Source organism: Sphingomonas sp. DC5200-1, from assembly GCF_049897245.1.
GTDB classification, from domain to species: domain Bacteria; phylum Pseudomonadota; class Alphaproteobacteria; order Sphingomonadales; family Sphingomonadaceae; genus Sphingomonas; species Sphingomonas aquatilis.
This window is the reverse complement of record NZ_JAFCVW010000004.1, coordinates 76,204-97,732: the sequence shown is the minus strand read 5'-3', so window position 1 is coordinate 97,732 and position 21,529 is coordinate 76,204. Positions and strand designations below refer to the sequence as shown.

Genomic DNA, 21,529 nt, shown 5'->3' with positions numbered 1-21,529 from the left:
CCATGTCTCTTAACCTTACCAACCGCGACAAGGCGCTTGCCGCCTGGGGGGCGGAGGCCCCCGCCTGGGTGCTGCTGCTCGCCGACGAATGCGACCGCAGCGGGCAGCGCATCGCCGGCAACCGCATCGGCTATAACAGCGCGGTCGTCAGCCGCATCGTCAACGCCAAATACCCCGGCGACCTCGCCGAGGTCGAAACGCTCGTCCGCGCTGCGCTCGGCGCCGAGCAGGTGATGTGCCCGGTGTTCGGGGTGACGCCGCTCAAGCGCTGCATCGCCAACCGCCGCCGCACGCGCCCCGCGAACTGGGCGCAGGTCCAGCTCGCCCGCGCCTGCCCCGACTGCCCCAACAACACCGACCGTCCCGAGGAGGATTGAATGACCGTTGCAACCGACCTGCAGACCCTTGTCGCCGACGTGTCGGCCGCGATCGCCAGCGGCAAGCCGATGGGCCGCACCGAACTGGAGGTGATGCGCCGCACCTTGTCCGCTGTCGCCAGCGAGGCGCGCGCCGAGGAAAAGGCGGGGACGCTCGCCGCGATGGTGCTGCGCGACCTGTTCGCCGGCATCGAGAATCGCGCCGCCGACCTCACCGGCCTCGCCGCTTTCCAGCGCGAGCGACTGGGCGCGGTCTTGCCCCGTGCTCCAGGGGTGCACTGATGACCGACATCATCCGGCTGACGCCGATGCACGGCTTCACCGCTTCGATCGCACATGTCCTGCGCGATCCCGTTCCCAATCAGGCCGCGGGGATCGCCATCGGCCTGGATGGTGAGGGCGACGACCGGCGACTCGCGCTCACCCTGCGGCATGCCGACGGCACCGCGCTCGTCTGCTACCTCAGCGATGCCGGCATGGGGCGGCTCGGCGACCTGATCGTCCGCGTCTATGGCGAAAGCGTCGTCGCGGCCGCCACCACCGTCGTCGGGAGCGTCCAGTGACCGCGCCGGCCGTCGCGGCGATCGTCGCCGAGGTGGCGGAGGCGTTCGGCGTCACCGTGCCGGCGCTGCTGGAGCGCGACCGCGTGCTGCGCGCGCGCTTCGCCGCGGTGTGGGTGGCACGGCAGGCGACCGGCGCGAGCTTCGCCGGGCTGGGGCGCGCGCTTGGCGAGCGCGATCATTCGACCACGCTCCACGCCCATCGTCGCGCGGAGGCACTGCGCGCGAGCGACGCGCCGTTCCGCCAGCTGACCGACCAGCTGCTGCGCGGCATCCTGGGGCACGATAAGCCATGATCGCGCCGCGCCGGGACTATCGCGCCGCGCAGGCCGGCCGCGGCTATCAGCCGAGCTATGTCGCCGGCACCGCCTGTCCCGGCTGCGGGCACCGCGCCTGGCTGCTCGGCCGGCACGCGGCGGAATGCGGGCGCTGCGGCACCGCGCTGCCACTGGCGCCGGAGGTGGCGCATGGCTGAGGCGCACCGCAAGCCAGCCGCTGGCGCCGACGCGCGCGTGCGCCTGATCCGCGCGGTGCGTGCCGCTTGCCGGGCGCAGGGAATCGGCGACGACGACCGCCGCGCGATCCAGCTCGCCGCGACCGGCAAGGCGTCGCAGGCCGACATGGACACGACCGACCTCGCCCGCGTGCTCGACCGGCTCAACCGCACGCAGGCGCCGCGCGGCGGCGATCGCGCGCATGTCGGCAAGGTCCGCGCCTTGTGGTGGACGCTCTACTGGCTGGGCGCGATCGACCAGCCCGACGATCGCGCGATCGGTGCGTTCGTGAAGCGCCAGACTGGCCGCGACGCGCTCCGCTTCCTCGACGCCCGCGCCGCGCATCGCGTGATCGAGGCGCTGAAGAACTGGGCAACGCGCGAAGGCGTGGCCTGGCCGATGCCGGGCGATCCCATCGCCGATCGCCGCGCCGTTGCGACCGCAATCGCCACCCGCATCGATCCCGCCACCCCGGTCGACACGATGCTGCGCGCGATCCTGCCCGGCGATCCGGTGCAATGGCCGGCGGGCAGCTGGGACGAGGCGATTCGGGCGCTGGGCAAGCGCTGGCGCCGGGAGCGCGCGCGATGACGGACGCCGCCGTCCCCGCGCTGCCCGAAGCCGCCGCCGCGCTCGACCGCTGGCAGGCGCGTGGCCGGCTCCCGCGCCTCGACGAACTGCCGATCCCCGCCGACGTGCGGCCCGGCCCCGGCTGGACGCAGCAGATGACCGAGATGGCCGATCACATCGGCGCGTATACGACGCTGTGTATCGTCGCTCGATTCGGTGGCACGCAGGTCTATATCGGCCGAGATCCCGCGCGTTCGCCCTTCGCCGAGGTGGTCGACGCAGCGACTGCGGCAGCGATCGCCGACATCTATGGCGGCAACCGGCTGCTCGTGCCGGTCGGACGGGTGGCGATCGCGCGCGCGCGGCGGGCTGTCGTCCTCGCTGCGGTACGTGCCAAGCGGATCAGCGGGGCGGACGCGGCCAAGGTGCTGGGCACGAGCCGCACGTATCTAAGTCACCTCCTCAACGAGACGGACGAGGGATGCGCCATGGAGCCGGCCGCGGCGGTATCACGCTTTCCCCGGCAGGGAGACCTCTTCGCATTGCTGACCGATCCTCGTTGCGATCGCCGCGCCTAAGGCTTATCCATTTCGCGGGTGGGCGCGCCCGTCACGGACCTGCAGGTTTGCCTCGACAGGCCGCACCGTTGGCTTGCCGCGACCAAGCCGCGCCGCCGCCAGATATGCACCAATCCGAGTGTGCTGTTTCGCTGTTGGCTCACCGAAATACATAGAAGACGATCTTCCAATCGTTCCTATAAATCGTTGTTCGGAACCAGAAAGCGCGGAAATCACCTATCGGTAAATAAGCCTGTCGATAGTGATTTCGAGACAAGCTTATTTCTGTTGACCGCACCGCTAAATCCCCCGAGCATGACGGGTGTCACAGAAGCTGATAATTATTCTGCGCGCGTGGCAGGGGGGGATAATGAAGGCGACGTGTTTTGTAGCAGCCGCGATTTTGCTGGCCGGGTTGACGGCTTGCGCAGATCCCGGGGAGCGGCTGTCTCAATATTATATAAAGCACCCGGAAGCCCTTCAAGAAGCGCTCAACCGCTTGGCTCAATATCAGGAGCAGGAGGATACCAAGGCCGTCATGGCGGCGATTTCCGCTAGCTCTTCCTGGTTGTACTCAGATGAATACGGAAATCGCTTGGGCAGCATGAATGCGCCGATCAAGGTGGCGATGTTCACGGACTATAATTGCGCAGTGTGCAAAAAAGCTATCAAATCATTAATCAACGATCCGAAATTCAAGAATGGGGAGGTTTCAATATTCATTCACGATCTTCCCATCCTGGGGGAGGATTCCGCATACTTCGCTCGGATCGGTATGATGGCGCAATCGAACGAAGAGTTCGCGGAATACTTTGAGGGATTAATGGCGATTGATCGGCCCAGTCGCGCCTACGCGGAAAAGCTTGCGATGAATGTCGGTATTGATCCGAAGGCAGCCATTACCGAACCTGCTCTGTCTAAGTCAGATGTGATTATCAGGCGAAACAGAGATTTTTTCAGGCGAGTCGGGGCTTCAGGAACACCTGTTTTTATAACAAGAGGAGAGCTGTTCAAGGGATGGAATCCTTTGAAGAAGCCCTTTTAGCGGGGGTGCAGGACAAAACCCCTACACCCCTCTCTTATCGCCTATTGTTACCCACAGCCACTTTCGCAGTTTTCCGCCTGCTGCCTGTACGAGTCTTCGCAGTAATATTGCGCATCGTAGTTGAGGCCTACGCAATTTTGCCACGCCAAGGAATCTGCGTCAGCGTGACAATTGTAGATGCATTCCTGACGCGCCTCCCATATTGGATCGTCGAACCTATCAGGATCGGCCACTCTTTTCAGGAGCGATTTTGCGTTGACGTTCCCCGATCCAGATCGAAGCAGTACTGCGTTTTTGAAGGGTTCTTCCGCCGAAAGCCTTGATGATACGGTAGCGGGAAATGCTCGTGTTGCGACGGCGTTTTTGTAACGTCCGTCAGGGCCAGTTTGTGCCGATTGCGCGAAGGCAGCAGATGGGAAAAGTAGAATCGCGGCGGCAATGGCTACGCTCTTCATCAATAATCCTCCCGTTTTACTCCGCTAGAATGCGGAACAACATGTTATGCATGCAGTAACTCGCTCCGCAAGAAATAAAAGGACGGTTATCTCATGAGATCCCTTTTGCGTATCGCCGCGATATCAGCCTTGGCTTGCTTTGGGAGCTATGTATTTGCTCAGGATCAAGATATTGTAGTCAATGGGAAATTACCAAAAATGGCTGCCGGCGAGTGGGAGGTGCGCGAGACTTTGCCGGCCCGGATGCGCGGTCAGAGTGTCGAGACGCGGCAGCCACAGAAAGTGTGTGTGGGGGACAGAAACGGTCTGAGCGCGCTTCAGAGCGTCCTTGAGAGACAGCGCCGTGAAGGCATGATGGAAAAGTGTTCCACGGTTACTATCGACTTGAAAAATGACCGTCTTTCCGGCCGCCGGAGATGCAGCACGATATCGGTCGACTTTTCGTACCGATATTCCGGTATCATAAGCGATACGTCCTTTGAGATCGACGAGTATACCGACGTGCTGAACCGATCGGGGGGGCGCTCGTCTGGCAGGAAGACGATCATTGGCCGGTTGATTGGGCCGTGCGAGAAATCGGAAGGAACGGTGAATGATGGTAGCACCGCAGCGGCAATTCCGCTGGCCGTGCCTCCATTGTCAACGCGCCAGTCGCTGTCGAGTGAGGTCGAAACACGATCGCCACAGTCCGTGGCGCCGATTGCGCGTTCCGCTGAGATATCTCCGAGCATCATCGCGCCGGCCAGGCCTAGCGCGGATGTTTTGACTCCATCTGTGCCTCAGAAGGATAATGGTAACGAGGTGACCAGCCAGGATGATATTGTTGTCTTGGCCCGCAGTTTTCAGAGAATGAAGCTATCGATCAGGAAAGTCAGCAGAAGCGAGCGATTCTGCAGGGCGACCGAGAGCAGCGGCGACAAGAAAATCGATCGTATCGGATGCTCGGTTTTGCTCCGCTGCATCGAACGCGGCTTCGTTGAGAAGCAGGAGGTAACGATGTGCGTCAACAAGCGGATGGATGAACTTTTCCCACGAGGAAAGCGAGACTGAACGCATCGGGGGTGATCGCCGGGATCGCCCTTCCGGTTGCGGAAGGCGTCCCCGGCGCGTTCCTTCCAGCACACCCACCCCGACACAACCGGGGTGCGTTCATTGTCGTGGTTTCAAATTTGGACCGTCAGCTGGCAGGTCGCGGTCTTTCTCACGCCGATGATGGTCGGCTGCGCGGTGCTGTGGCTGAAGGCGCAGTTCGTTACCAAGGCGGACGCGGTCGTCGAGAAGAACCGCGTCGACGGCGCCTTCACCACGGTGCGCCAGGACGCGCGCGCCGAAAGCACGCGCATCGATGCCGAACTCGCCAGCGACCGGCGCGAGCGCGACGCCCGCTACGAGCGAATCAAGGATCAGCTGGGCGACCATGAAAGCCGGCTGAAGGTCGCCGAGGCCGAGCTGGTCAAGCCGCCGACCCGCCACGCGCTCAACACCGAACTGACCAAGGTCGTCGCCTCGGTCCAGGGCCTCGAACGTCATATCGGCGGCCTGTCGAAGCAGCACGACACGACGCAGGAATATCTGCGCATGCTGATCGAGCGCGGGATGAGCGCCGAATGATCCCGCCGCTCGCGCTCCCCATCGTCCGCCGCGCGATCCTCGACCTGCTGGAGGAGATCGGCGGCGAGCACAATCACGACACGCTGGCGCTGCAGCTGCGCAGCCTCGGCCATCGCGTCGCCGCACGTGACGTGGCCGAGCAGCTGCTGTGGCTGGGCGCTGCCGGGCTGGTCCATGCCGAGGCGCTGGGTCCCTACACCGTCGCGCGCGTGCTCGCCGACGGCCGCGATGTCGCGACCGGCCAGCTGACGGTCGAGGGCGTCAGTCGGCACCGCACCGGAGACTGACGCCATGGCGCGCTCCACCATCGATGCGCTGCCGCCCGCGATCCTGGCGGCGGTGCATGACGCGATCGAGCGGCGCGAGACGATCGACGCGATCGTCGCGCGCATCCGCGACATGGGCGGCGACGCATCGCGCTCCGCGGTCGGCCGCTACACCAAGGGCTTCGCCGAACTGGCGAAGCAGCAACGGGACATGCGCAGCGTCGCCGAGGCGTTCGGCCGCGAATTCGGCAGCGCCGACGACCTGCAGGGCCGGATGATGATCCAGCTGATGACCTCGCTGACGACGCGCGTGCTGATGCCGCACATGACCGGCGAGGCGGAGGAGGATTTGTCCGTCCTCGACCTCTCGCGCCTGGCGAAGGCGGTGAAGGACGCGACCAGCGCGTCGAAGATCGACATCGAGCGCGAGGCGAAAATCCGCGAGGAGGAAGCGCGCCGCGCGCGCGAACGCGCCGCCGCCGATGCCGAAACCGCCGGCCGCGCCGCGGGCGCCAGCGAGGCGACGCTGCGCGCGGTACGGCTCGGTATCCTGGGACTGTCGGCATGACCCTGCCCGCCGAGGCGCCCGCCGTCCTGCTGCCATATCAGATCGAGGCGATCGAGCTGAGTCATGCGCACCCGCTGTTCGTGTCGGAGAAGAGCCGCCGCACTGGGCTGACCTATGGCTTCGCGGCGGATGCGGTGCTGACCGCATCGCCCGCGCATCGCCCGTCCAACGTCTATTACCTGGCCTACAACAAGGACATGACCCGCGAATTCATCGCCTATTGCGGCGATTTCGCGAAGGCGTTCGACGCCGCGGCGACCGCGTCCGACGAATTCCTGTTCGACGACGGGTCGGACAAGGGCATCCTGGCGCTTCGCATCGACTTTCCCAGCGGCAAGGCGATCGTCGCACTGTCGTCCAAGCCGCGGTCGCTGCGCGGCATGCAGGGCGTCGTCATCATCGACGAAGCCGCCTTCCACGACGACTTCTGGGGCGTGCTGAAGGCGGCGCTGGCGCTGCTGATGTGGGGTGGACGCGTCGTCGTCATCTCGACGCATGACGGCGCCGACAATCCGTTCAACGAGCTGATCGGCGAGATTCGCGGCGGGCAGCGCAAGGGCGTCGTCCAGCGGCTGACGCTGAAGGATGCGATCGCCCACGGCCTCTACCGCCGCATCTGCCTGCGCACCGGCAAGACATGGACCGCCGAAGGTGAGGCGGCGTGGGAGGCCGACCTGCGCAACACCTACAAGGATGCCGCCGAGGAGGAGCTGGACGTCGTCCCCGCCAAGGGATCGGGCGTCTTCCTGCCCCGTGCGACGATCGAGGCGTGCATGTCGCCCGCCTATGCCGTCGTCCGCCTCGTGCCCGGCAAGGATTTCGACACCGCCGGCGGTCTGCTGGCGGGGCCGGGCGCGCCGATCGGCGACGCCGTGCGCGACGCAGTGCGCGCCTGGCGTGAGGCGTGGATCGACGAGTGGATCGAGCGCGTGCTGGCGCCCGTCGTCGCGACCTTCGATCCCCACGCCCGGTCGTTCTTCGGCCAGGATTTCGCGCGTTCGTCCGACCTTTCCGTGATCGCCTGCGGGCAGGAGGATGCGCAGCTCGTCCTTCACAACCGCCTCGGCATCGAGATGCTGGGCGTGCCCTTCTGGGCGCAGTTCCGCATCCTCGTCTGGCTGTGTCGCACGCTGCCCAACTGGTCGGCCGGCAAGATGGACGCGCGCGGCAACGGCCAGCAGCTCGCCGAAGACATGGTCGAGGAATTCGGCGCCGACCGGATCGAGGGCGTGATGGCGACGCAGGCGATCTACCTCGCGCGCATGCCCCGGCTGAAGGCGCGGTTCGAGGATCGCACCCTGCTGATCCCGCGCAGCGACGGCGTGCTCGACGACCTGCGCCTCGTAAAGCTGGTGCGCGGCGTGCCGATGGTGGTCGACCGGATCGACGCCAAGGCGGACGGCGCCAAGGGCAAGCGCCACGGCGACTATGCGATCGCGCTGATGAACCTGGTCGGCGCGGCGGACGAGGATGTCCAGCCGATCGACGTGCACGCCGCCGGCCAGCCGCGCAGCCAGGGCGGCGACTATGAAACGACGGACACCGGCTTCGGCACGGTGCGCCGGCACGATCGCTTCGGCGGCCGGGGGGATTGGTGATGGTGTGGCCCTTTTCCCGCAAGGCGCCCGCGCGCGTGCCCGCCGACCTTGCCGCCAGCATCGCGACGACCGGCGATGGCCGCGACATCACCCGGCCCTACATCCAGGACCTGCAGCAGGCGCGCGACCCGAAGCTCGGCGCCTCGCCCGACTGGGGCGTCTACGAACGCATCCGCCGCGACGACCAGGTGAAAAGCTGTATGGAGCAGCGTATCCGCGCGGTGGTCAGCCGCGAATGGGACGTGCTGCCCGGCGACGAGGCGGACCCCCGCGCCGTCGCCGCGGGCGATGCGCTGAAGGCGACACTGGAGCGGATCGGCTGGGACCGGCTGACCGAAAAGATGCTGTGGGCGAGCTTCTACGGGATCCAGGTCGCCGAACTGCACTGGGGCATGCTCGACGGCCTGCTGACTTGGGTGCCGGGCGCGCAGAGCCTGCCGATCCACGTCCGCCACGCGCGCCGCTTCCGCTATGACGCCAGGGGCGACCTGCGCCTGCTCACCCGCACCGCGCCCGCGGGCGAGGCGTTGCCGCCGCGCAAGTTCTGGGTGGTGACGGCGGGCGGCACCGACGACGACACGCCCTATGGCGAGGGGCTGGCGGAATGGCTCTACTGGCCGACGCTGTTCAAGCGGAACGGCGTCCGCTTCTGGAACATCTTCCTCGACAAGTTCGCGGTGCCGACCGCCAAGGGCATCTACCCGCGCGGATCGGCGCAGAAGGACATCGACAAGCTGCTCGCCGCGATCCAGGCGATCGCCAACGACAGCGGCTTCGCGATTCCGGCGGGCATGGATGTCGAGCTGCTGACGCTCGCCCAGTCCGGCGCCGATTTCCAGGCGGTCTGCCGCTACATGGACGGCGCGATCGCCAAGGTGATCCTGTCGCAGACGATGACGACCGACAACGGGTCGAGCCGTGCGCAGGGCGAAGTCCACGCCGACGTGAAGCTGGAGGTCGTGAAGGCCGATGCAGACCTGTTGTCGGACGGGTTCAACGCCGGCCCGGCACGCTGGTGGACCGACCTCAATTTCGGTGCCGACGTGGCGTCCCCGCGCGTCGTGCGCATCGTCGAGGAAGAGGACGACCTGAAGGCCGCGGCGGACACCGACGAGGTGCTGGGCCGCCTGGGCTGGGTGCGAACCGACGACAGTTTCCGCGACCGCTATGGCGACGGCTACGAACGCAAGGCCGCCCCCACGCCGGTCGAGCCGCCCGCCGGTGCGGATGCGCCGCCCGACGCGCCGCCCGCAGCCGCCAACGATGCCGCGCCGCTGAAGGTGGCGCTGGCCGAGGCGCTCGTGCCCGTCCTCCACCCCCGCGACGTGGTGGACGAGGCGGTGGAGGCGGCGATGGCCGACGAGGGCTGGCGCCGCGCCGCGGACGCGTTGGTCGATCCGCTCGTCCGCCAGCTCGCCGCCGCGCGCTCGCCCGACGAGGCCGCCGCGATCCTGGCGCGCGAGGCGGAGCTGGCCGACCTCGACCCGCTGGTCGAGCGGCTGGCACGCGCCGGCTTCGCGCTGCGCCTCGACGCGCTGACCGATCCGGGCGGAGACGCCTGATGGCCGACGACGCCGATCGCGCCGGCGACATCGCCGACCGCCTGCTCGAACGCCAGATCGCGGGCGCGGTGCGTGTTGTGCCGGCCGGGGAGCCGGGCGACTGCCGGACGTGCGACAGCTGGTCGCCGCGCCTCGTCGGCGGACGCTGCGCCCCCTGCCGCGACGGGCGCCGCCGATGACCCGCCGCCTGACCCGCCCTCAGCGCCGGGCGCTGGCCACGCTCGACCCTGTGATCCTGCGCCAGTTCGCCGACCTGCAGGCGCAGGGCGTCGCCTGGGCGACGCTGGTCAGCCTGATGCGCGATGCCCCCGGCCGCCCGGCGCTCGCGCGACAGGTCGACCTCAAGCCCGCGACGTGGCTGAAGGTGCCCTACATCAGCTTCTTCCGGCTGACCGATGCGGGGATCGCCCGGCAAAACTTGTAGCGGAGGGAGCAGTCGCGATTCAGGCGTGAGCCACCTCGACGTTGAGTGCGAAAAGATGAAGTGGGTAGATCAGTGTGCGTTTGTCGAAGATCGTCGCTTACACAAATGTTCGTCAGAAAAGCGTTGGTGGCAACGGCGAAACAGGGCCGGCGTCTTTCACATCATTGTAGAGGATAACTCCCTCGATCCGACCTTTAACCTCGTGGCCGATCACCAAAGCGGCTTGCAGGTTCTCGGGGCCTGTGCCGCCCGAAAAAAAGCCCTTCTGAACTGCGCTCACAATGCGTTGCATCGCAATGGATGCACCCACGCAGCTGTCGATCGCTCCGTCGGTCAGTCCAGGCATTCTCGCAAGAATATCCAAAGTTCCAGACTTGTATGCGGCTTGGGCGCCGAAGCGGTTCGTCTCTTTTCGGAAATCGGCCGTCGCGCCTCTTTCAGGATTTGTCGGATCATAAGCGGCTTGTACGCGGGATACCGTGTCACGAAGGAGGTCAAGCGCCCCCGAAACGGCATTGGCCACCTCACGGTAACGCATCGCGATCGCGGCTTCCTCGGCCTTGGCTGCCGCATCCGCTTTTTTCTGTTCTTCGTCTTTACGAGCTTTATCTACCGCCTTCGCATCCTCCTTCGCCTGGTTAGCGACTTTTTGAGGGATACGGATGGACGCCCAAACAGCTGCCCCCGTTGCGATGACCGCCACAATCGCGACAACCATCGCGCCAAGCGTGGCAACCGCCGAAAATGCGGTCCATTCATTGGGTGTAAGGCTGTACTATCCCCAAGCTATTTTTGTTGTTGCTTCGCTATTCATTTCACTCGCCAAAAATCGCGGTCTGGTCGGCACGTTAGTTCGATGAACATTACAGCATGACTAACAGACCTATCAGCAGCCTGATCCACCTCGCGCCCGACGCCACCGTCCGCGCCTTCGAGGCGCGGGACACGCTGCGCGCGACGGTGCGCTGGTCGGAGATGATGCACGAGGAACACGCCCGCGCCTTCACCGTCGCCAAGGTCGCCAACCTCGATCTGCTTGCCGAAATCCAGGCGAGCCTCGCCGACATGCTGGCGAACGGCGGCACGTTCGAACACTGGCAGGCGAACCTTGTCCCCTTTCTGAAGCGCCAGGGCTGGTGGGGCGAGGTGCAGGATCGCAGCCTGACCGGCACCGACGACATCGTGCACGTCGGCGCGCGGCGGCTGCGCACGATCTACGACACCAACCTGCGCGTCAGCCGCGCCGCCGGGCGCTGGGCGCGCATCCAGGAGCTGAAGGACGTGCGCCCCTTCCTCCGCTACGTCGCGGTCATGGACAGCCGGACGCGGCCGGAGCACCGGCGCTGGCATGGCGTGATCCTGCCCGTCGACCACCCTTGGTGGGACACGCATTTCCCGCCCTGCGGCTGGTTCTGCCGCTGCACGGTGCGCCAGCTGTCGCAGCGCGAGATGACGGCGAAGGGGTGGACGGTTTCGGACGTGCCCGATGATGGCCCGCCGGTGGCGTTCACGCCCGCGGGCGCCGCGCCGATCGCGGTGCCGGCAGGCATCTCGCCAGGCTTCGGCTACAATCCGGGCAAGGCCAGCCTGCGCGCGGTCGCCGAAAAGGCGATGCGCTCGCTGGAGGCGGCGGCGCCGGTCGACCTTGCCGCGGCGCGCGCGACGCTCGACGACCTCGTCCAGTCGGATGCCTTCCTCGAAACGCTGCACGAACCGGGCGGCGTGTTCCCGGTGATGGTGCTGGCGCCGGACCTCTCCGCTGCGATCGGCAGCGAGGCGCATGTCGTGCGCCTGTCGAGCGATACCTTCGCCAAGCAGCTCGGCCGGACGGGGCGGAGCGAGGGGCATCCCGAACTCTCCGTCGCCGACTATCGCCAGCTGCCGCAGATCGGCGCCGCGCCCGACGCGGTCTATCGCCAGGGCGACAACCGGCTGCTTCTGTTCCGCGAGGCCGACGGGCGCCAGCGGCTCGCGGTGGTGAAGGCGGCGGCGGGCGGGCGCGAACTGTACCTCGTCAGCTATCGCTTCGCGAACCCGCGCACGATCGCGCAGCTGATCGCCGGCGCCGACAGGATCGATCTGTAAGGAAGGGACGACGCGCGGCGAGGACTGCCATCCCCTCGCATGCGATCCCGCTCCCTGCCCGGAGCGGTCCTACGGCAGGCAGATTCACCGTGTCACGCGCGTCGCATCGCCGATGTAGGACGCTTGCAGCCCACGTGCAAATCGCGCCGATCGGCAAACCGGGAACGCGGCCGAACCGGGAATCGGGAAATGCGCCTCATCCGCCCAGCGATCGCCGCGACCCCGCCACCCGAACTGGGAACGCCGCCGTCGGATTGGCCAGCAACCTCGAAATGCCCGTGCGTGCACCGCCCAGCCGCCGTTTTCCGCGATATCCAGCCCGATCGATCCCACCCGATCCCATTGTATCCCGCCCCGACCGCCTTCCCGGTTCCCTGACCAACCACAGACGATCACGCGGATGCGCGGGTCGGTCGCCGCCACCGCACGCGCCGCGGCAATCGTGCCGAGATCGTTGGGATAGACGCCGACGTAGAGCCGATAATCGGGATGATCGATGCGCGCGACGGCGGTGGCGAGCATCTGGCCGATCACCGCCTGTTCGTCCCAGGCAGCCACGAAGATCGCGAGGCATCCGCTGTCGGTCGGCGCCGCTAGTAGATTTAGATGCGCGGGAATGGCGCCGCGTCCCATTCCGCGTCGTACCAGGAAACACAGGTCGACGATCAGATCGTCCAGCCCGCCGATCAACAGGCCGGCCGCGGCGAACAACATGGTTTCGCGCGCAGCGGCGTCAATAATCGCGGTGATCCAATCCACGCGCCACCCCCCGGTCCGCCCGGTTACAAACCTCCATTACGGACCAAAGTTCGGCAAGTCGCTTCTGGCATCGATATGAATTGGCCCAAGATAACGGGCCGGTCTTGCCGCCGGCTTCGAGGTGTTCGCGCGAATCGGATCAATAATCGCCTGCATATTCGCGTGGGGCAGGCAGCTTCGGCCCGCTGGATTCGGCCCCGCGAACCGCCTAGACATGGCGCAACAGCGGGGGGCGGGCATGCGGCGGAATGCGGCGGTACGGTTGGCGGTGCTGGCACTGGCTCTGGCGCCCGTCGCGGCGTTCGGTGACGACAGCCCGCAGGTGGTGCTCGCCCAGCCCGGCACGGGCGGCGCCGGTGCGAATGGCGGCGGTGCGATCGAACGCTATACGATCCGCTTCAATCAGGCGATGGTGCCGCTGGGCGACCCGCGGGCGAAGGCGCCGTTCAAGACCGGCTGTGCCGGCACAGGCCGCTGGGTCGATCCGCAGACCTGGGTGTTCGATTTCGCCGCGCCGCTGACCGGCGATGCCAAATGCAGCTTCGACGCGGTCGAGGGGCTGAAGAGCGTATCGGGCTACAGCTTCTCCGGGCGGGCGAATTACACGGTCGAGGCGGGCGGGCCGCGCGCGCTCGCGGTGCTGCCGTCGGGGGACGAGATCGAAGAGGATCAGGTGTTCCTGGTCGCCGCGCCCGTGGTGCCGACGCGCGCTTCGGTGGCCGCCAACGCCTATTGTGCGGTCGATGGGCTAGGCGAGAAGATTCCGGTCGACGTGCTCGATGCCGGCCTGCCGGCGAAGCTGCTGGGCGAGATGGGGACGCGCAACTGGTCGGTGCGCAGCTTCCTGGATAATGCGGGGCTGCCCGAAGCGGTGCCGGCCACGCCTGCGGAGCGACAGGCCGCCTATGCGGGGATCACCGCGCTGAAATGCCGCCGCGCGCTGCCGCCGGGGCGCGACATGGCGCTGGTGTGGGGCAAGGGGATTGCCTCGGCGTCGGGCAAGCTCGCGGGCACGGACCAGCGGTTCGACTTCACCGTGCGCAAGCCGTTCGCGGCGCGCTTCGAATGCAGCCGCACCAATCCGCAGGCCGGGTGCAGTCCGGTGCAGCCGGCGTACGTCCGCTTCACCGCGCCGGTGCCGATGAGCCAGGCCGCGGCGATTCGCCTGACCTTTGCGGACGGGAAATCGATCGCGCCGACGTTCGATGACGACGACAGGAAGAAGGCGACGATCAGCGACGTCATCTTCAAGGCGCCGCTGCCCGCCGATGCGACCGCGAAGCTGACGCTGCCCGCCGGGATCAAGGACGAGAGCGGACGAGTCTTGAGCAACGCCGAACGCTTCCCGCTGGAGGTGAAGTTCGACGAAGCACCGCCGCTGGTGAAGTTCGCCGCTGACTTCGGCATCCTCGAATCGGCGCAAGGGGGCGTGCTGCCCGTCACCGTGCGCAACGTCGAACCGGCGTTGCAGGGCAAGAGCCTGGCGATCGGCGGGCGGACGCTGAAGGTGGGCGATTCGGATGCGGCGGTCGCCGAATGGCTTCGCACCGTTGCCGCGGCGGGCGAGACTCGTATCGAGGACGTGAAGCGCGGTGACGAGGTCGTGGCGCGCATCAACCACACCGGCGACCGGTCGATCCTCGGCGACCAGGGCGCGGGGCTGAAGCTGGGCCTGCCGGGCAAGGGCCGCGAATTCGAGGTCGTCGGCATTCCGCTGGGGAAACCCGGCTTTTATGTCGTCGAACTCGCCAGCCCGCGGCTCGGGCGGTCGCTGCTGGGACGCAACGCGCCGCGCTATGTCGCGACCGCGGCGCTCGTCACCAACATGGCGGTGCATTTCAAATGGGGCCGCGAGCGCAGCCTTGCCTGGGTGACGGCGCTCGACAGCGGTAAGCCGGTCGCCAATGCCAGCGTGCAGGTGAGCGACAGCTGCACCGGCCGCGTGCTGGCGCGCGGCGTCACCGATCGCAGCGGCGGTCTGATGGTGCCCAAGGGGCTGCCCGAGCCGGAGACGTACGGCAGCTGTTCCGATACCTCGACCGCGCATCCGTTGATGGTGTCTGCACGCAGCGGCGACGATTTCAGCTTTGCGCTGACGACGTGGGGCGAGGGCATCCGGCCGTACGATTTCGAACTGCCCTATGGCTATTCGGCGCCGTCCGAGACGTTCCATACGGTCTTCGACCGCGCGCTGGTGCGCCAGGGCGAGACGATCCACATGAAGCATATCGTCCGCCGGCCGGACGGCAGCGGCTTTGCGATCCCGCCGGGATTCAGCGGCACATTGCGCCTCGCGCATCGGGGATCGGACACGCAGTTCGACCTGCCGCTCAATATCGATGCGCGCGGGGTGGGCGAGACGAGCTGGACCGTGCCGCAGGGCGCGCCGATGGGCGACTATGACCTGCGTATCGTGCGTGATGGCGTGCGGGGTGACGACGTCACCTACACATCGCAGTCGTTCAAGGTCGACGAATACAAATTGCCGACGATGCGGGCGAGCGTGACCGGGCCGAAGGCGCCGGCGGTGCGGCCCAAGTCGCTGCCGCTCGATTTGTATGTCGGCTACCTGTCCGGCGGCGGCGCGAGCAACCTGCCCGTCGACGTGCGCGTCGGCTGGTTCGCGCATAGCGCCAACCCGGAAGGCTATGAGGCGTACACCTTCGGCGGTGCCAAGGTGGAGGAAGGTAAGCGCGCGATGAACGGCGACGGCGACGATCGCGAGACGCCGCTGCCCCCGACGCAGACGCTGCCGGCGACCCTCAGCGGCGACGGTACGGGCCATATCAACGTCGACGTGCCCGCGCTCGACGGACTCGCCGACATGCGCGTCGAGATGGATTATCAGGACGCCAATGGCGAGGTGCTGACCGCCAGCCGCGTCATCCCGATCCTGCCGTCCGCGGTGCAGCTGGGCATCAAGACCGACGGCTGGCTGATGAAACAGGACGACCTGCGGCTGAAGTTCGTCGCGCTCGATGCGCGCGGCAAGCCGATCAAGGGGCAGACGGTCTCGGTCGCGCTGTACAGCCGCCAGATTCTCACCGCGCGCCGGCGGTTGATCGGCGGCTTCTACGCCTATGACAACCAGATGCGCACGACGAAGCTGGCGGCGGCCTGCAGCGCCACCACCGATGCGCAGGGGCTGGCCAGCTGCACGATCGATCCCGGCGTGTCGGGCGAGGTCTATGCAGTGGCGACGACGACCGATGCGGACGGCAATGTCGCGCGGGCGGTGCAATCGGTGTGGCTGGTCGGCGACGACGCCTGGTGGTTCGGCGGCGACAATGGCGACCGGATGGACGTGATCCCCGAACGCACTGCCTACAAGGCGGGCGAGACGGCGCGATTCCAGGTGCGCATGCCGTTCCGCGCCGCGACCGCGCTGGTGACGGTGGAGCGGGAGGGCGTGCTGTCGAGCTTCGTCACCGACCTCAGCGGCACCGATCCGGTGGTCGAGGTGCCGATGCCGGGATCGTATGCACCCGACGTCTTCGTCTCCGTGCTCGCGGTGCGCGGGCGGGTGGAAAGCGGCTGGACCAGCTGGCTGCGCGGCATCGGCCAGTCGCTGGGGTTGGTGAAGAGCGAACCCGCGCCCGAACCGACCGCTTTGGTCGACCTCGCCAAGCCCGCCTTCCGGCTCGGTATCGCCAAGGTGAAGGTGGGGTGGGAGACGCATACGTTGGGCGTGACGGTGAGAGCCGATCACGAACGGTTCGCGCCGCGCGGCACGGCGGCGGTCGCAGTGCAGGTGAAGCGGCCTGATGGCTCCCCGGCGACCAGCGCGGATGTCGCCTTCGTCGCGGTGGACGAGGCGCTGTTGCAGCTCGCCCCCAACGACAGCTGGGACGTGCTGACGGCGATGATGGGCGAGCGGCCGCTGTCGGTGCTCACCTCGACCGCGCAGATGCAGGTCGTCGGCAAGCGGCATTACGGGCGCAAGGCGGTGGAAGCGGGCGGTGGCGGCGGCGATGCCGCGGCGGCGATCAACCGCGAGAATTTCAAGCCGGTGCTGCTGTGGCAGGGGCAGGTGCCGCTCGACGCCAGCGGGCGGGCGACGCTGCGCGTGCCGCTGTCCGATGCGCTGTCGTCGTTCAAGCTGGTCGCGATCGCCACCGACGGCAACGGCCTGTTCGGCACCGGATCGACGGCGATCCGCACCGCGCAGGACCTGTCGGTCTATGCTGGCCTGCCGCCGCTGGTGCGCAGCGGCGACTGGTATGCGGCGGGCTTTACGCTGCGCAACGGCAGCGATCACCCGATGACCGTCACTGCCAAGGTGGAGGTGTTCCCGCGGATCGCGCAAGGGCGGCCGCTGACAGTGACGATCCCCGCCGGACGCGCGGTGCCGGTCGCGTGGAACCTGACCGCGCCGCAGGCGAGCGGGACGCTGCGCTGGCAGGTCACGGCCACGTCGAAGGACGGCAAGGCAAGCGACCGGCTGTCCGTCAGCCAGCAGGTGGTGGCGGCGGTGCCGGTCGAAACCTGGGCGGCAGCGCTGACCCGGGTCAGCGACGCTACCAGCCTGCCGATCGCGGCACCGGCGGGGGCGCTGCCTGGGCGCGGATCGGTCGACGTGCAACTGACCGACACGCTCGCGCCGCCGCTGGCGGGCGTGCGCGATTACATGACGCGCTATCCGTACAATTGCTTCGAACAGCAATTGAGCCGGATCGTCGCGCTCGGCGATGCGGCGCGGTGGAGCGCGCTGGCGGGGGCGATCCCGACCTATCAGGCATCCGACGGCCTGCTGCGCTACTGGCCGCGCGAATCGCTCGACGGGTCGGAGGCGCTGACCGCCTATGTGCTGTCGCTGACCAGCGAGGCGGGGCTGCCGCTGCCGCCGGCTTCGCGCGGGCGGATGGTGGAGGGGCTGAAGGCGGTGCTCGACGGCCGCGTCCGGCATGAGACCTATGGCGATCCGCGCCAGCAGAAGCTGGTGGCGTTCGCAGCGCTCGCGCGGGCCGGGGAAGCCACGCCCGCAATGCTGGGGCAGATCGGCCTGCCGGCACAGGACATGCCGACCTCGCTGCTCGCCGATTATATCGCCGCGCTCGACCGGGTGCCCGCCGCCAATGCGGCGGCGCTGAAGGCGCAGGCGGAAGGCGTGCTGCGCAGCCGGCTGGTGTACGAAGGCACGCGGCTCGATCTATCCGACGCGTCGTCGGCGCCGTGGTGGCTGATGGCGTCGGGCGACGAGGCGGCGATCAAGGCGCTGCTCGTCACGCTCGGGCGACCGGGCTGGCAGGACGAGGCGGCGAAGATGATGGTAGGCGTCAGCCTGCGCCAGTCGCGCGGCCATTGGGACACGACGACCGCCAATGCCTGGGGTGCGGTGGCGGTGCGCAAGTTCGCCGGGCTGTATCCGGCGCAGGCGATCGTGGGCACGACGACGCTGCAGCTGGGCGCGGCGAGCGCGTCGCGCAGCTGGCCGCTCGCTGCCGACGCGCGGACGGTCAGCCTGCCGCTGCCGTCCGCACAGACGCCGCTGGTGCTGCGCCAAAGCGGCGGGGCGGGGCCATGGGCGACCGTGCTCGTGCGCGCCGCCGTGCCACTGACCAGTCCGGTCTTCGCCGGATACCGCGCGACGCGGACGGTGCAGGTGGTGCAGGCGCGCAAAGCCGGGCAGCTGACGCGCGGCGACGTGCTGCGCGTGACGATCACCGTCGATGCCAGCGCCGAGCGCAACTGGGTGGTGGTCGACGATCCGATCCCCGCGGGCGCGACGATCATCGGCGACCTCGCCAACCAGTCGCAGATGCTGGGGGAGGGCGGCGATAGCGATGGCGTGCAACCGTCGTACATCGAGCGCGGCAACGACAGCTGGCGCGGCTTCTTCGCCTGGGTGCCGCGCGGGCGCTTCACGGTAAGCTATGCGCTGCGGCTGAACGGCGCGGGCCGGTTCAGCCTGCCGCCGACGCGGGTGGAGGCGATGTATTCGCCGAGCGTGCGGGCGCAGGTGCCGAACCAGCCGGTGGTGGTGGGGCAGCGGTGAGGGGGGCTGTCATTGCGAGGAGGGCGCGGCGATGCAGCGCCGGATCAGGACGCCCTGGATGGGGGCGCTGCGGTCGCCTCACATCCCCCGTCACCCCGGACTTGGTCCGGGGTCCACTCCGCGGCGAGGGGGAAGGCTGGACGCGCAGGCCGTCCCCCCAGCCCCACGGTGGACTCTGGCACCAGTCCGGGGTGACGGAGTGGGTGGGGCAAGCGGGGTGGCAGAGCGGCGGGGCTGCTGGCCTGAGCGTCTGACGTGGCGTTCCGTTTCACCCCTCGGCGCGCCCTCGCACTGGTCGGCGCCGTCGCCGTTCTCGGTGGCGGCCTCGACTATGCCACACGGCCACCACCCCTCCCCGATTACGCCACCGTCCGTGCGCGGTGGCGGCCGTCGGAGGCGTGGCTGTACGATCGGCACGGCGCGCTGATCGACAGCGCCCGCGTCGATTTCGCGGCGCGGCGGCTCGCCTGGACGCCGCTGTCAGCCATCGCGCCCGATGCCCGCGCCGCGATCGTGCGGGCGGAGGATCATCGCTTCTTCGATCATGGCGGCGTCGACTGGCTGGCGCTGGCCGGGGCGACGCGCGCGCGGCTCGAGCGGCAGCGGGCACGTGGTGCGTCGACGCTGTCGATGCAGGTCGCGGGATTCCTGTCGCCGACGCTGGCGCGGCCGGGCGCGCGCGGGTGGATCGACAAGGTGCGCCAGATCCGCGCGGGGCGTGCGCTAGAGGCGCGGTGGAGCAAGGACCAGATCCTCGAAGCCTATCTGAACCTCGCCGGCTATCGCGGCGAGGCGCAGGGGATCGGCGCGGCGGCGCTAGGGCTGTTCGGCAAGACGCCGGGCAGCCTGACCCGCGACGATGCACTGCTGCTCGCCGCGCTGCTGCCCGATCCGCGCGCCGATGCGTCGACGATCGCGCGGCGGGCGTGTGCGCTGTCGGGCGATACGGCATGTGCTCGGTTCGCGCCGCAGGTCGCGGCGATGCTGGGGCCGGCGCGCAGCCTGGCGCTCGATCCCGGCCTTGCGCCGCATCTGTCGGACCGGTTGCTGACGAAGCCTGGGCTGCGCATCACCACGACGCTCGACGCCGGGGTGCAGCGGATGGCGGCCGCGGCGCTGCGGCGGCAGCTGCTCGGCCTCGGTGGCACGCGCGCGCGCGATGGCGCGGTGGTGGTGGTCGACAACGCGAGCGGCGACGTGCTCGCCTATGTCGGCGGGATCGGCGGCGCGTCGACCGCACCGGCGGTGGATAACGCCAATGCCTATCGCCAGGCGGGATCGACGCTGAAGCCGTTCCTGTATGCGCTGGGGATCGAGCGGCGCTACCTCACCCCCGCGTCGATCCTCGACGATTCGCCGGTGCAGCTCGACACCGCGTCGGGCCTGTACGTGCCGCAGAATTACGACCGTGGATTCAAGGGACCGGTGTCGGCGCGGATCGCGCTGGCGGGGTCGCTCAACGTGCCGGCGGTGCGGACGCTGCTGCTCGTCGGCGTCGAGCCGTTCCGCGATCGTCTGTGGGACCTAGGCTATCGCGGATTGGTGGAGGACGGCGCCTATTACGGCTTCTCGCTCGCGCTGGGATCGGCGGAGGTGACGCTGCTGGAGCAGGCCGACGCGTATCGCACGCTGGCGCAAGGCGGGCGGTGGAGCTCGTTGCGGCTGACACTCGACCAGCCGCGCGTGGCGCCGCGCGCGATCGTGTCGCCGGCGGCGGCGTGGATCGTCGGCGACATGATATCCGATCCCAATGCGCGCGCCGCGACCTTCGGCCTCGATTCGGCTCTGCGCCTGCCGTTCTGGGCGGCGGTGAAGACGGGCACGTCCAAGGCGATGCGCGACAATTGGTGCATCGGCTATTCGGATCGCTTCACCGTCGGCGTGTGGGTCGGCAATGCGGAGGGCGACCCGATGCGCGCGGTGTCGGGCACCAGCGGCGCGGCGCCGGTGTGGCGCGACGTGATGCTGGCCTTGCATGCCCGCGTGCCCGGTCGCGCGCCGCCGAAGCCGGCCGATGTCGTCGCGAGCCGTGTCGCCTTCACCGACACGCGCGAACAGGCGCGGCAGGAGTTTTTCGTGCGGGGCACCGCGCAGACGCGGGTCGCCGCCGCGCCGGCCGAGGCGCATCGCCCGCGCTTCACCAATCCGGTGGCGGGCAGCGTCTATGCGCTCGATCCCGACATTCCGGCAGATCGCCAGCGGCTGGTGATCGGGGTCAGCGGCAGTGCTGCCGCGCATCGCATCCAGCTCGATTCGCGCGATCTGGGGCCGGCGGATCACGGCGAACCCGTGATGCCGGGGCCGGGGTTGCATCGCTTGCGGCTGGTCGATGGCGGCGGCCGCATCGTCGACCAGATCCTGTTCACGGTGCGCTGACGAAAATCGTGCGGCGCGAACGAACCAAAGCCCGCATGACGCGTTAGCCGCCACTGATCCCTTAACCCCTTTTGGGATCAGTGCCGGTCCAAGCACGGCACGGCCGCGCCGATGCGTAGCAGGCGGCGCGGCCAACGCCGTGGTGGTAAGATACGCCTGCGCCAGCCCATCGCCTCAGCCTGTGCTGGGGTGACGTTATAGGGTCGTCGGATCGGCCCGCGCAGGCC

At 68.0% G+C, this 21,529-nt stretch carries 22 protein-coding genes; 19 read left to right on the top strand and 3 right to left on the bottom strand.

Features of this window, described 5'->3' with window-relative positions:
• The first annotated feature begins 2 nt into the window (after window positions 1–2).
• The 8 genes from ACP7A3_RS09450 (at window position 3) to ACP7A3_RS09415 (ending at window position 3,603) form a co-directional block, all read left to right on the top strand.
• A complete protein-coding gene (locus tag ACP7A3_RS09450; RefSeq protein WP_331361892.1) occupies window positions 3–377 on the top strand; it encodes a hypothetical protein in 375 nt (124 codons plus the stop codon).
• The gene (locus ACP7A3_RS09445) at window positions 378–659 is read left to right on the top strand and encodes a hypothetical protein (RefSeq protein WP_331361891.1); all 282 of its coding nucleotides are present in this window, start codon (window positions 378–380) and stop codon (window positions 657–659) included.
• Complete coding sequence (locus ACP7A3_RS09440) at window positions 659–940, top strand: hypothetical protein (protein WP_331361890.1); 282 nt, start codon at window positions 659–661, stop codon at window positions 938–940. The genes ACP7A3_RS09445 and ACP7A3_RS09440 overlap by 1 nt, the downstream gene beginning before the upstream one ends.
• Window positions 937–1,233, top strand: a complete 297-nt coding sequence (locus ACP7A3_RS09435) for a helix-turn-helix domain-containing protein (RefSeq protein WP_017980586.1) — start codon at window positions 937–939, stop codon at window positions 1,231–1,233. The genes ACP7A3_RS09440 and ACP7A3_RS09435 overlap by 4 nt, the downstream gene beginning before the upstream one ends.
• Complete coding sequence (locus tag ACP7A3_RS09430; RefSeq protein WP_426255408.1) at window positions 1,230–1,412, top strand: hypothetical protein; 183 nt, start codon at window positions 1,230–1,232, stop codon at window positions 1,410–1,412. The genes ACP7A3_RS09435 and ACP7A3_RS09430 overlap by 4 nt, the downstream gene beginning before the upstream one ends.
• Window positions 1,405–2,022 carry a phage protein GemA/Gp16 family protein gene (locus tag ACP7A3_RS09425; protein ID WP_426255407.1) on the top strand — a complete coding sequence of 206 codons (618 nt, stop codon included), beginning with the start codon at window positions 1,405–1,407 and terminating at the stop codon, window positions 2,020–2,022. The genes ACP7A3_RS09430 and ACP7A3_RS09425 overlap by 8 nt, the downstream gene beginning before the upstream one ends.
• Entirely contained in the window at window positions 2,019–2,579 is a 561-nt protein-coding gene (locus ACP7A3_RS09420; RefSeq protein WP_426255406.1) for a hypothetical protein, read from the top strand. The genes ACP7A3_RS09425 and ACP7A3_RS09420 overlap by 4 nt, the downstream gene beginning before the upstream one ends.
• Window positions 2,580–2,928: 349 nt before the next feature.
• Window positions 2,929–3,603 carry a thioredoxin domain-containing protein gene (locus ACP7A3_RS09415; protein ID WP_231292067.1) on the top strand — a complete coding sequence of 225 codons (675 nt, stop codon included), beginning with the start codon at window positions 2,929–2,931 and terminating at the stop codon, window positions 3,601–3,603.
• A gap of 47 nt (window positions 3,604–3,650) precedes the next feature.
• On the opposite strand, the gene ACP7A3_RS09410 is transcribed toward ACP7A3_RS09415, so the two are convergent.
• Complete coding sequence (locus ACP7A3_RS09410; protein ID WP_145957888.1) at window positions 3,651–4,058, bottom strand: hypothetical protein; 408 nt, start codon at window positions 4,056–4,058, stop codon at window positions 3,651–3,653.
• A gap of 105 nt (window positions 4,059–4,163) precedes the next feature.
• On the opposite strand from ACP7A3_RS09410, the gene ACP7A3_RS09405 reads away from it, so the two are divergent.
• The 8 genes from ACP7A3_RS09405 (at window position 4,164) to ACP7A3_RS09370 (ending at window position 10,087) form a co-directional block, all read left to right on the top strand.
• The gene (locus tag ACP7A3_RS09405; protein ID WP_426257144.1) at window positions 4,164–5,108 is read left to right on the top strand and encodes a hypothetical protein; all 945 of its coding nucleotides are present in this window, start codon (window positions 4,164–4,166) and stop codon (window positions 5,106–5,108) included.
• Between the two features lie 102 nt (window positions 5,109–5,210).
• A complete protein-coding gene (locus tag ACP7A3_RS09400; protein ID WP_017980592.1) occupies window positions 5,211–5,669 on the top strand; it encodes a hypothetical protein in 459 nt (152 codons plus the stop codon).
• Window positions 5,666–5,956, top strand: coding sequence for a hypothetical protein (locus tag ACP7A3_RS09395; RefSeq protein WP_426255404.1), 291 nt, complete (start codon window positions 5,666–5,668; stop codon window positions 5,954–5,956). Before ACP7A3_RS09400 ends, ACP7A3_RS09395 begins: the two co-directional genes overlap by 4 nt.
• A 4-nt stretch (window positions 5,957–5,960) precedes the next feature.
• Window positions 5,961–6,503 (top strand): phage protein Gp27 family protein, encoded by a 543-nt coding sequence (locus ACP7A3_RS09390; RefSeq protein WP_017980594.1) that lies wholly within the window; start codon window positions 5,961–5,963, stop codon window positions 6,501–6,503.
• Window positions 6,500–8,101 carry a hypothetical protein gene (locus tag ACP7A3_RS09385; protein WP_426255403.1) on the top strand — a complete coding sequence of 534 codons (1,602 nt, stop codon included), beginning with the start codon at window positions 6,500–6,502 and terminating at the stop codon, window positions 8,099–8,101. The genes ACP7A3_RS09390 and ACP7A3_RS09385 overlap by 4 nt, the downstream gene beginning before the upstream one ends.
• On the top strand, window positions 8,101–9,663 hold the full coding sequence (locus tag ACP7A3_RS09380) for a DUF935 domain-containing protein (RefSeq protein ID WP_426255657.1): 1,563 nt from the start codon (window positions 8,101–8,103) through the stop codon (window positions 9,661–9,663). Before ACP7A3_RS09385 ends, ACP7A3_RS09380 begins: the two co-directional genes overlap by 1 nt.
• Window positions 9,663–9,842: a hypothetical protein gene (locus ACP7A3_RS09375; protein WP_017980597.1), complete on the top strand. Its 180-nt coding sequence runs from the start codon at window positions 9,663–9,665 to the stop codon at window positions 9,840–9,842. Before ACP7A3_RS09380 ends, ACP7A3_RS09375 begins: the two co-directional genes overlap by 1 nt.
• Complete coding sequence (locus ACP7A3_RS09370) at window positions 9,839–10,087, top strand: hypothetical protein (protein WP_017980598.1); 249 nt, start codon at window positions 9,839–9,841, stop codon at window positions 10,085–10,087. Before ACP7A3_RS09375 ends, ACP7A3_RS09370 begins: the two co-directional genes overlap by 4 nt.
• A 112-nt stretch (window positions 10,088–10,199) precedes the next feature.
• Here ACP7A3_RS09370 and ACP7A3_RS09365 read toward each other — a convergent pair whose 3' ends face one another.
• Window positions 10,200–10,805 carry a hypothetical protein gene (locus ACP7A3_RS09365; protein ID WP_017980599.1) on the bottom strand — a complete coding sequence of 202 codons (606 nt, stop codon included), beginning with the start codon at window positions 10,803–10,805 and terminating at the stop codon, window positions 10,200–10,202.
• Between the two features lie 152 nt (window positions 10,806–10,957).
• Between ACP7A3_RS09365 and ACP7A3_RS09360 the strand changes: the two genes are divergently transcribed.
• Window positions 10,958–12,172: a phage minor head protein gene (locus ACP7A3_RS09360; protein ID WP_017980600.1), complete on the top strand. Its 1,215-nt coding sequence runs from the start codon at window positions 10,958–10,960 to the stop codon at window positions 12,170–12,172.
• An 84-nt stretch (window positions 12,173–12,256) separates the two neighbouring features.
• On the opposite strand, the gene ACP7A3_RS09355 is transcribed toward ACP7A3_RS09360, so the two are convergent.
• Window positions 12,257–12,931: a glycosyltransferase gene (locus ACP7A3_RS09355; protein ID WP_426255402.1), complete on the bottom strand. Its 675-nt coding sequence runs from the start codon at window positions 12,929–12,931 to the stop codon at window positions 12,257–12,259.
• Window positions 12,932–13,169: 238 nt separating this feature from the next.
• Here ACP7A3_RS09355 and ACP7A3_RS09350 point away from each other — a divergent pair, with 238 nt between their 5' ends.
• Window positions 13,170–18,926 (top strand): alpha-2-macroglobulin family protein, encoded by a 5,757-nt coding sequence (locus tag ACP7A3_RS09350; RefSeq protein ID WP_426255401.1) that lies wholly within the window; start codon window positions 13,170–13,172, stop codon window positions 18,924–18,926.
• A 255-nt stretch (window positions 18,927–19,181) separates the two neighbouring features.
• Window positions 19,182–21,302: a penicillin-binding protein 1C gene (gene pbpC, locus ACP7A3_RS09345; RefSeq protein WP_426255400.1), complete on the top strand. Its 2,121-nt coding sequence runs from the start codon at window positions 19,182–19,184 to the stop codon at window positions 21,300–21,302.
• Window positions 21,303–21,529 lie beyond the last annotated feature (227 nt).

Bases quoted from the DNA above. Each gene is read 5' to 3' on its own strand.
- ACP7A3_RS09385 (WP_426255403.1), top strand. From the start codon at position 6,500: ATGACCCTGCCCGCCGAGGCGCCCGCCGTCCTGCTGCCATATCAGATC.
- ACP7A3_RS09395 (WP_426255404.1), top strand. From the start codon at position 5,666: ATGATCCCGCCGCTCGCGCTCCCCATCGTCCGCCGCGCGATCCTCGAC.
- ACP7A3_RS09440 (WP_331361890.1), top strand. From the start codon at position 659: ATGACCGACATCATCCGGCTGACGCCGATGCACGGCTTCACCGCTTCG.
- ACP7A3_RS09370 (WP_017980598.1), top strand. From the start codon at position 9,839: ATGACCCGCCGCCTGACCCGCCCTCAGCGCCGGGCGCTGGCCACGCTC.
- ACP7A3_RS09375 (WP_017980597.1), top strand. From the start codon at position 9,663: ATGGCCGACGACGCCGATCGCGCCGGCGACATCGCCGACCGCCTGCTC.
- ACP7A3_RS09380 (WP_426255657.1), top strand. From the start codon at position 8,101: ATGGTGTGGCCCTTTTCCCGCAAGGCGCCCGCGCGCGTGCCCGCCGAC.
- ACP7A3_RS09430 (WP_426255408.1), top strand. From the start codon at position 1,230: ATGATCGCGCCGCGCCGGGACTATCGCGCCGCGCAGGCCGGCCGCGGC.
- ACP7A3_RS09350 (WP_426255401.1), top strand. From the start codon at position 13,170: ATGCGGCGGAATGCGGCGGTACGGTTGGCGGTGCTGGCACTGGCTCTG.
- ACP7A3_RS09420 (WP_426255406.1), top strand. From the start codon at position 2,019: ATGACGGACGCCGCCGTCCCCGCGCTGCCCGAAGCCGCCGCCGCGCTC.
- ACP7A3_RS09390 (WP_017980594.1), top strand. From the start codon at position 5,961: ATGGCGCGCTCCACCATCGATGCGCTGCCGCCCGCGATCCTGGCGGCG.
- ACP7A3_RS09410 (WP_145957888.1), bottom strand. From the start codon at position 4,058: ATGAAGAGCGTAGCCATTGCCGCCGCGATTCTACTTTTCCCATCTGCT.
- ACP7A3_RS09415 (WP_231292067.1), top strand. From the start codon at position 2,929: ATGAAGGCGACGTGTTTTGTAGCAGCCGCGATTTTGCTGGCCGGGTTG.
- ACP7A3_RS09365 (WP_017980599.1), bottom strand. From the start codon at position 10,805: ATGGTTGTCGCGATTGTGGCGGTCATCGCAACGGGGGCAGCTGTTTGG.
- ACP7A3_RS09450 (WP_331361892.1), top strand. From the start codon at position 3: ATGTCTCTTAACCTTACCAACCGCGACAAGGCGCTTGCCGCCTGGGGG.
- ACP7A3_RS09360 (WP_017980600.1), top strand. From the start codon at position 10,958: ATGACTAACAGACCTATCAGCAGCCTGATCCACCTCGCGCCCGACGCC.
- ACP7A3_RS09445 (WP_331361891.1), top strand. From the start codon at position 378: ATGACCGTTGCAACCGACCTGCAGACCCTTGTCGCCGACGTGTCGGCC.
- ACP7A3_RS09425 (WP_426255407.1), top strand. From the start codon at position 1,405: ATGGCTGAGGCGCACCGCAAGCCAGCCGCTGGCGCCGACGCGCGCGTG.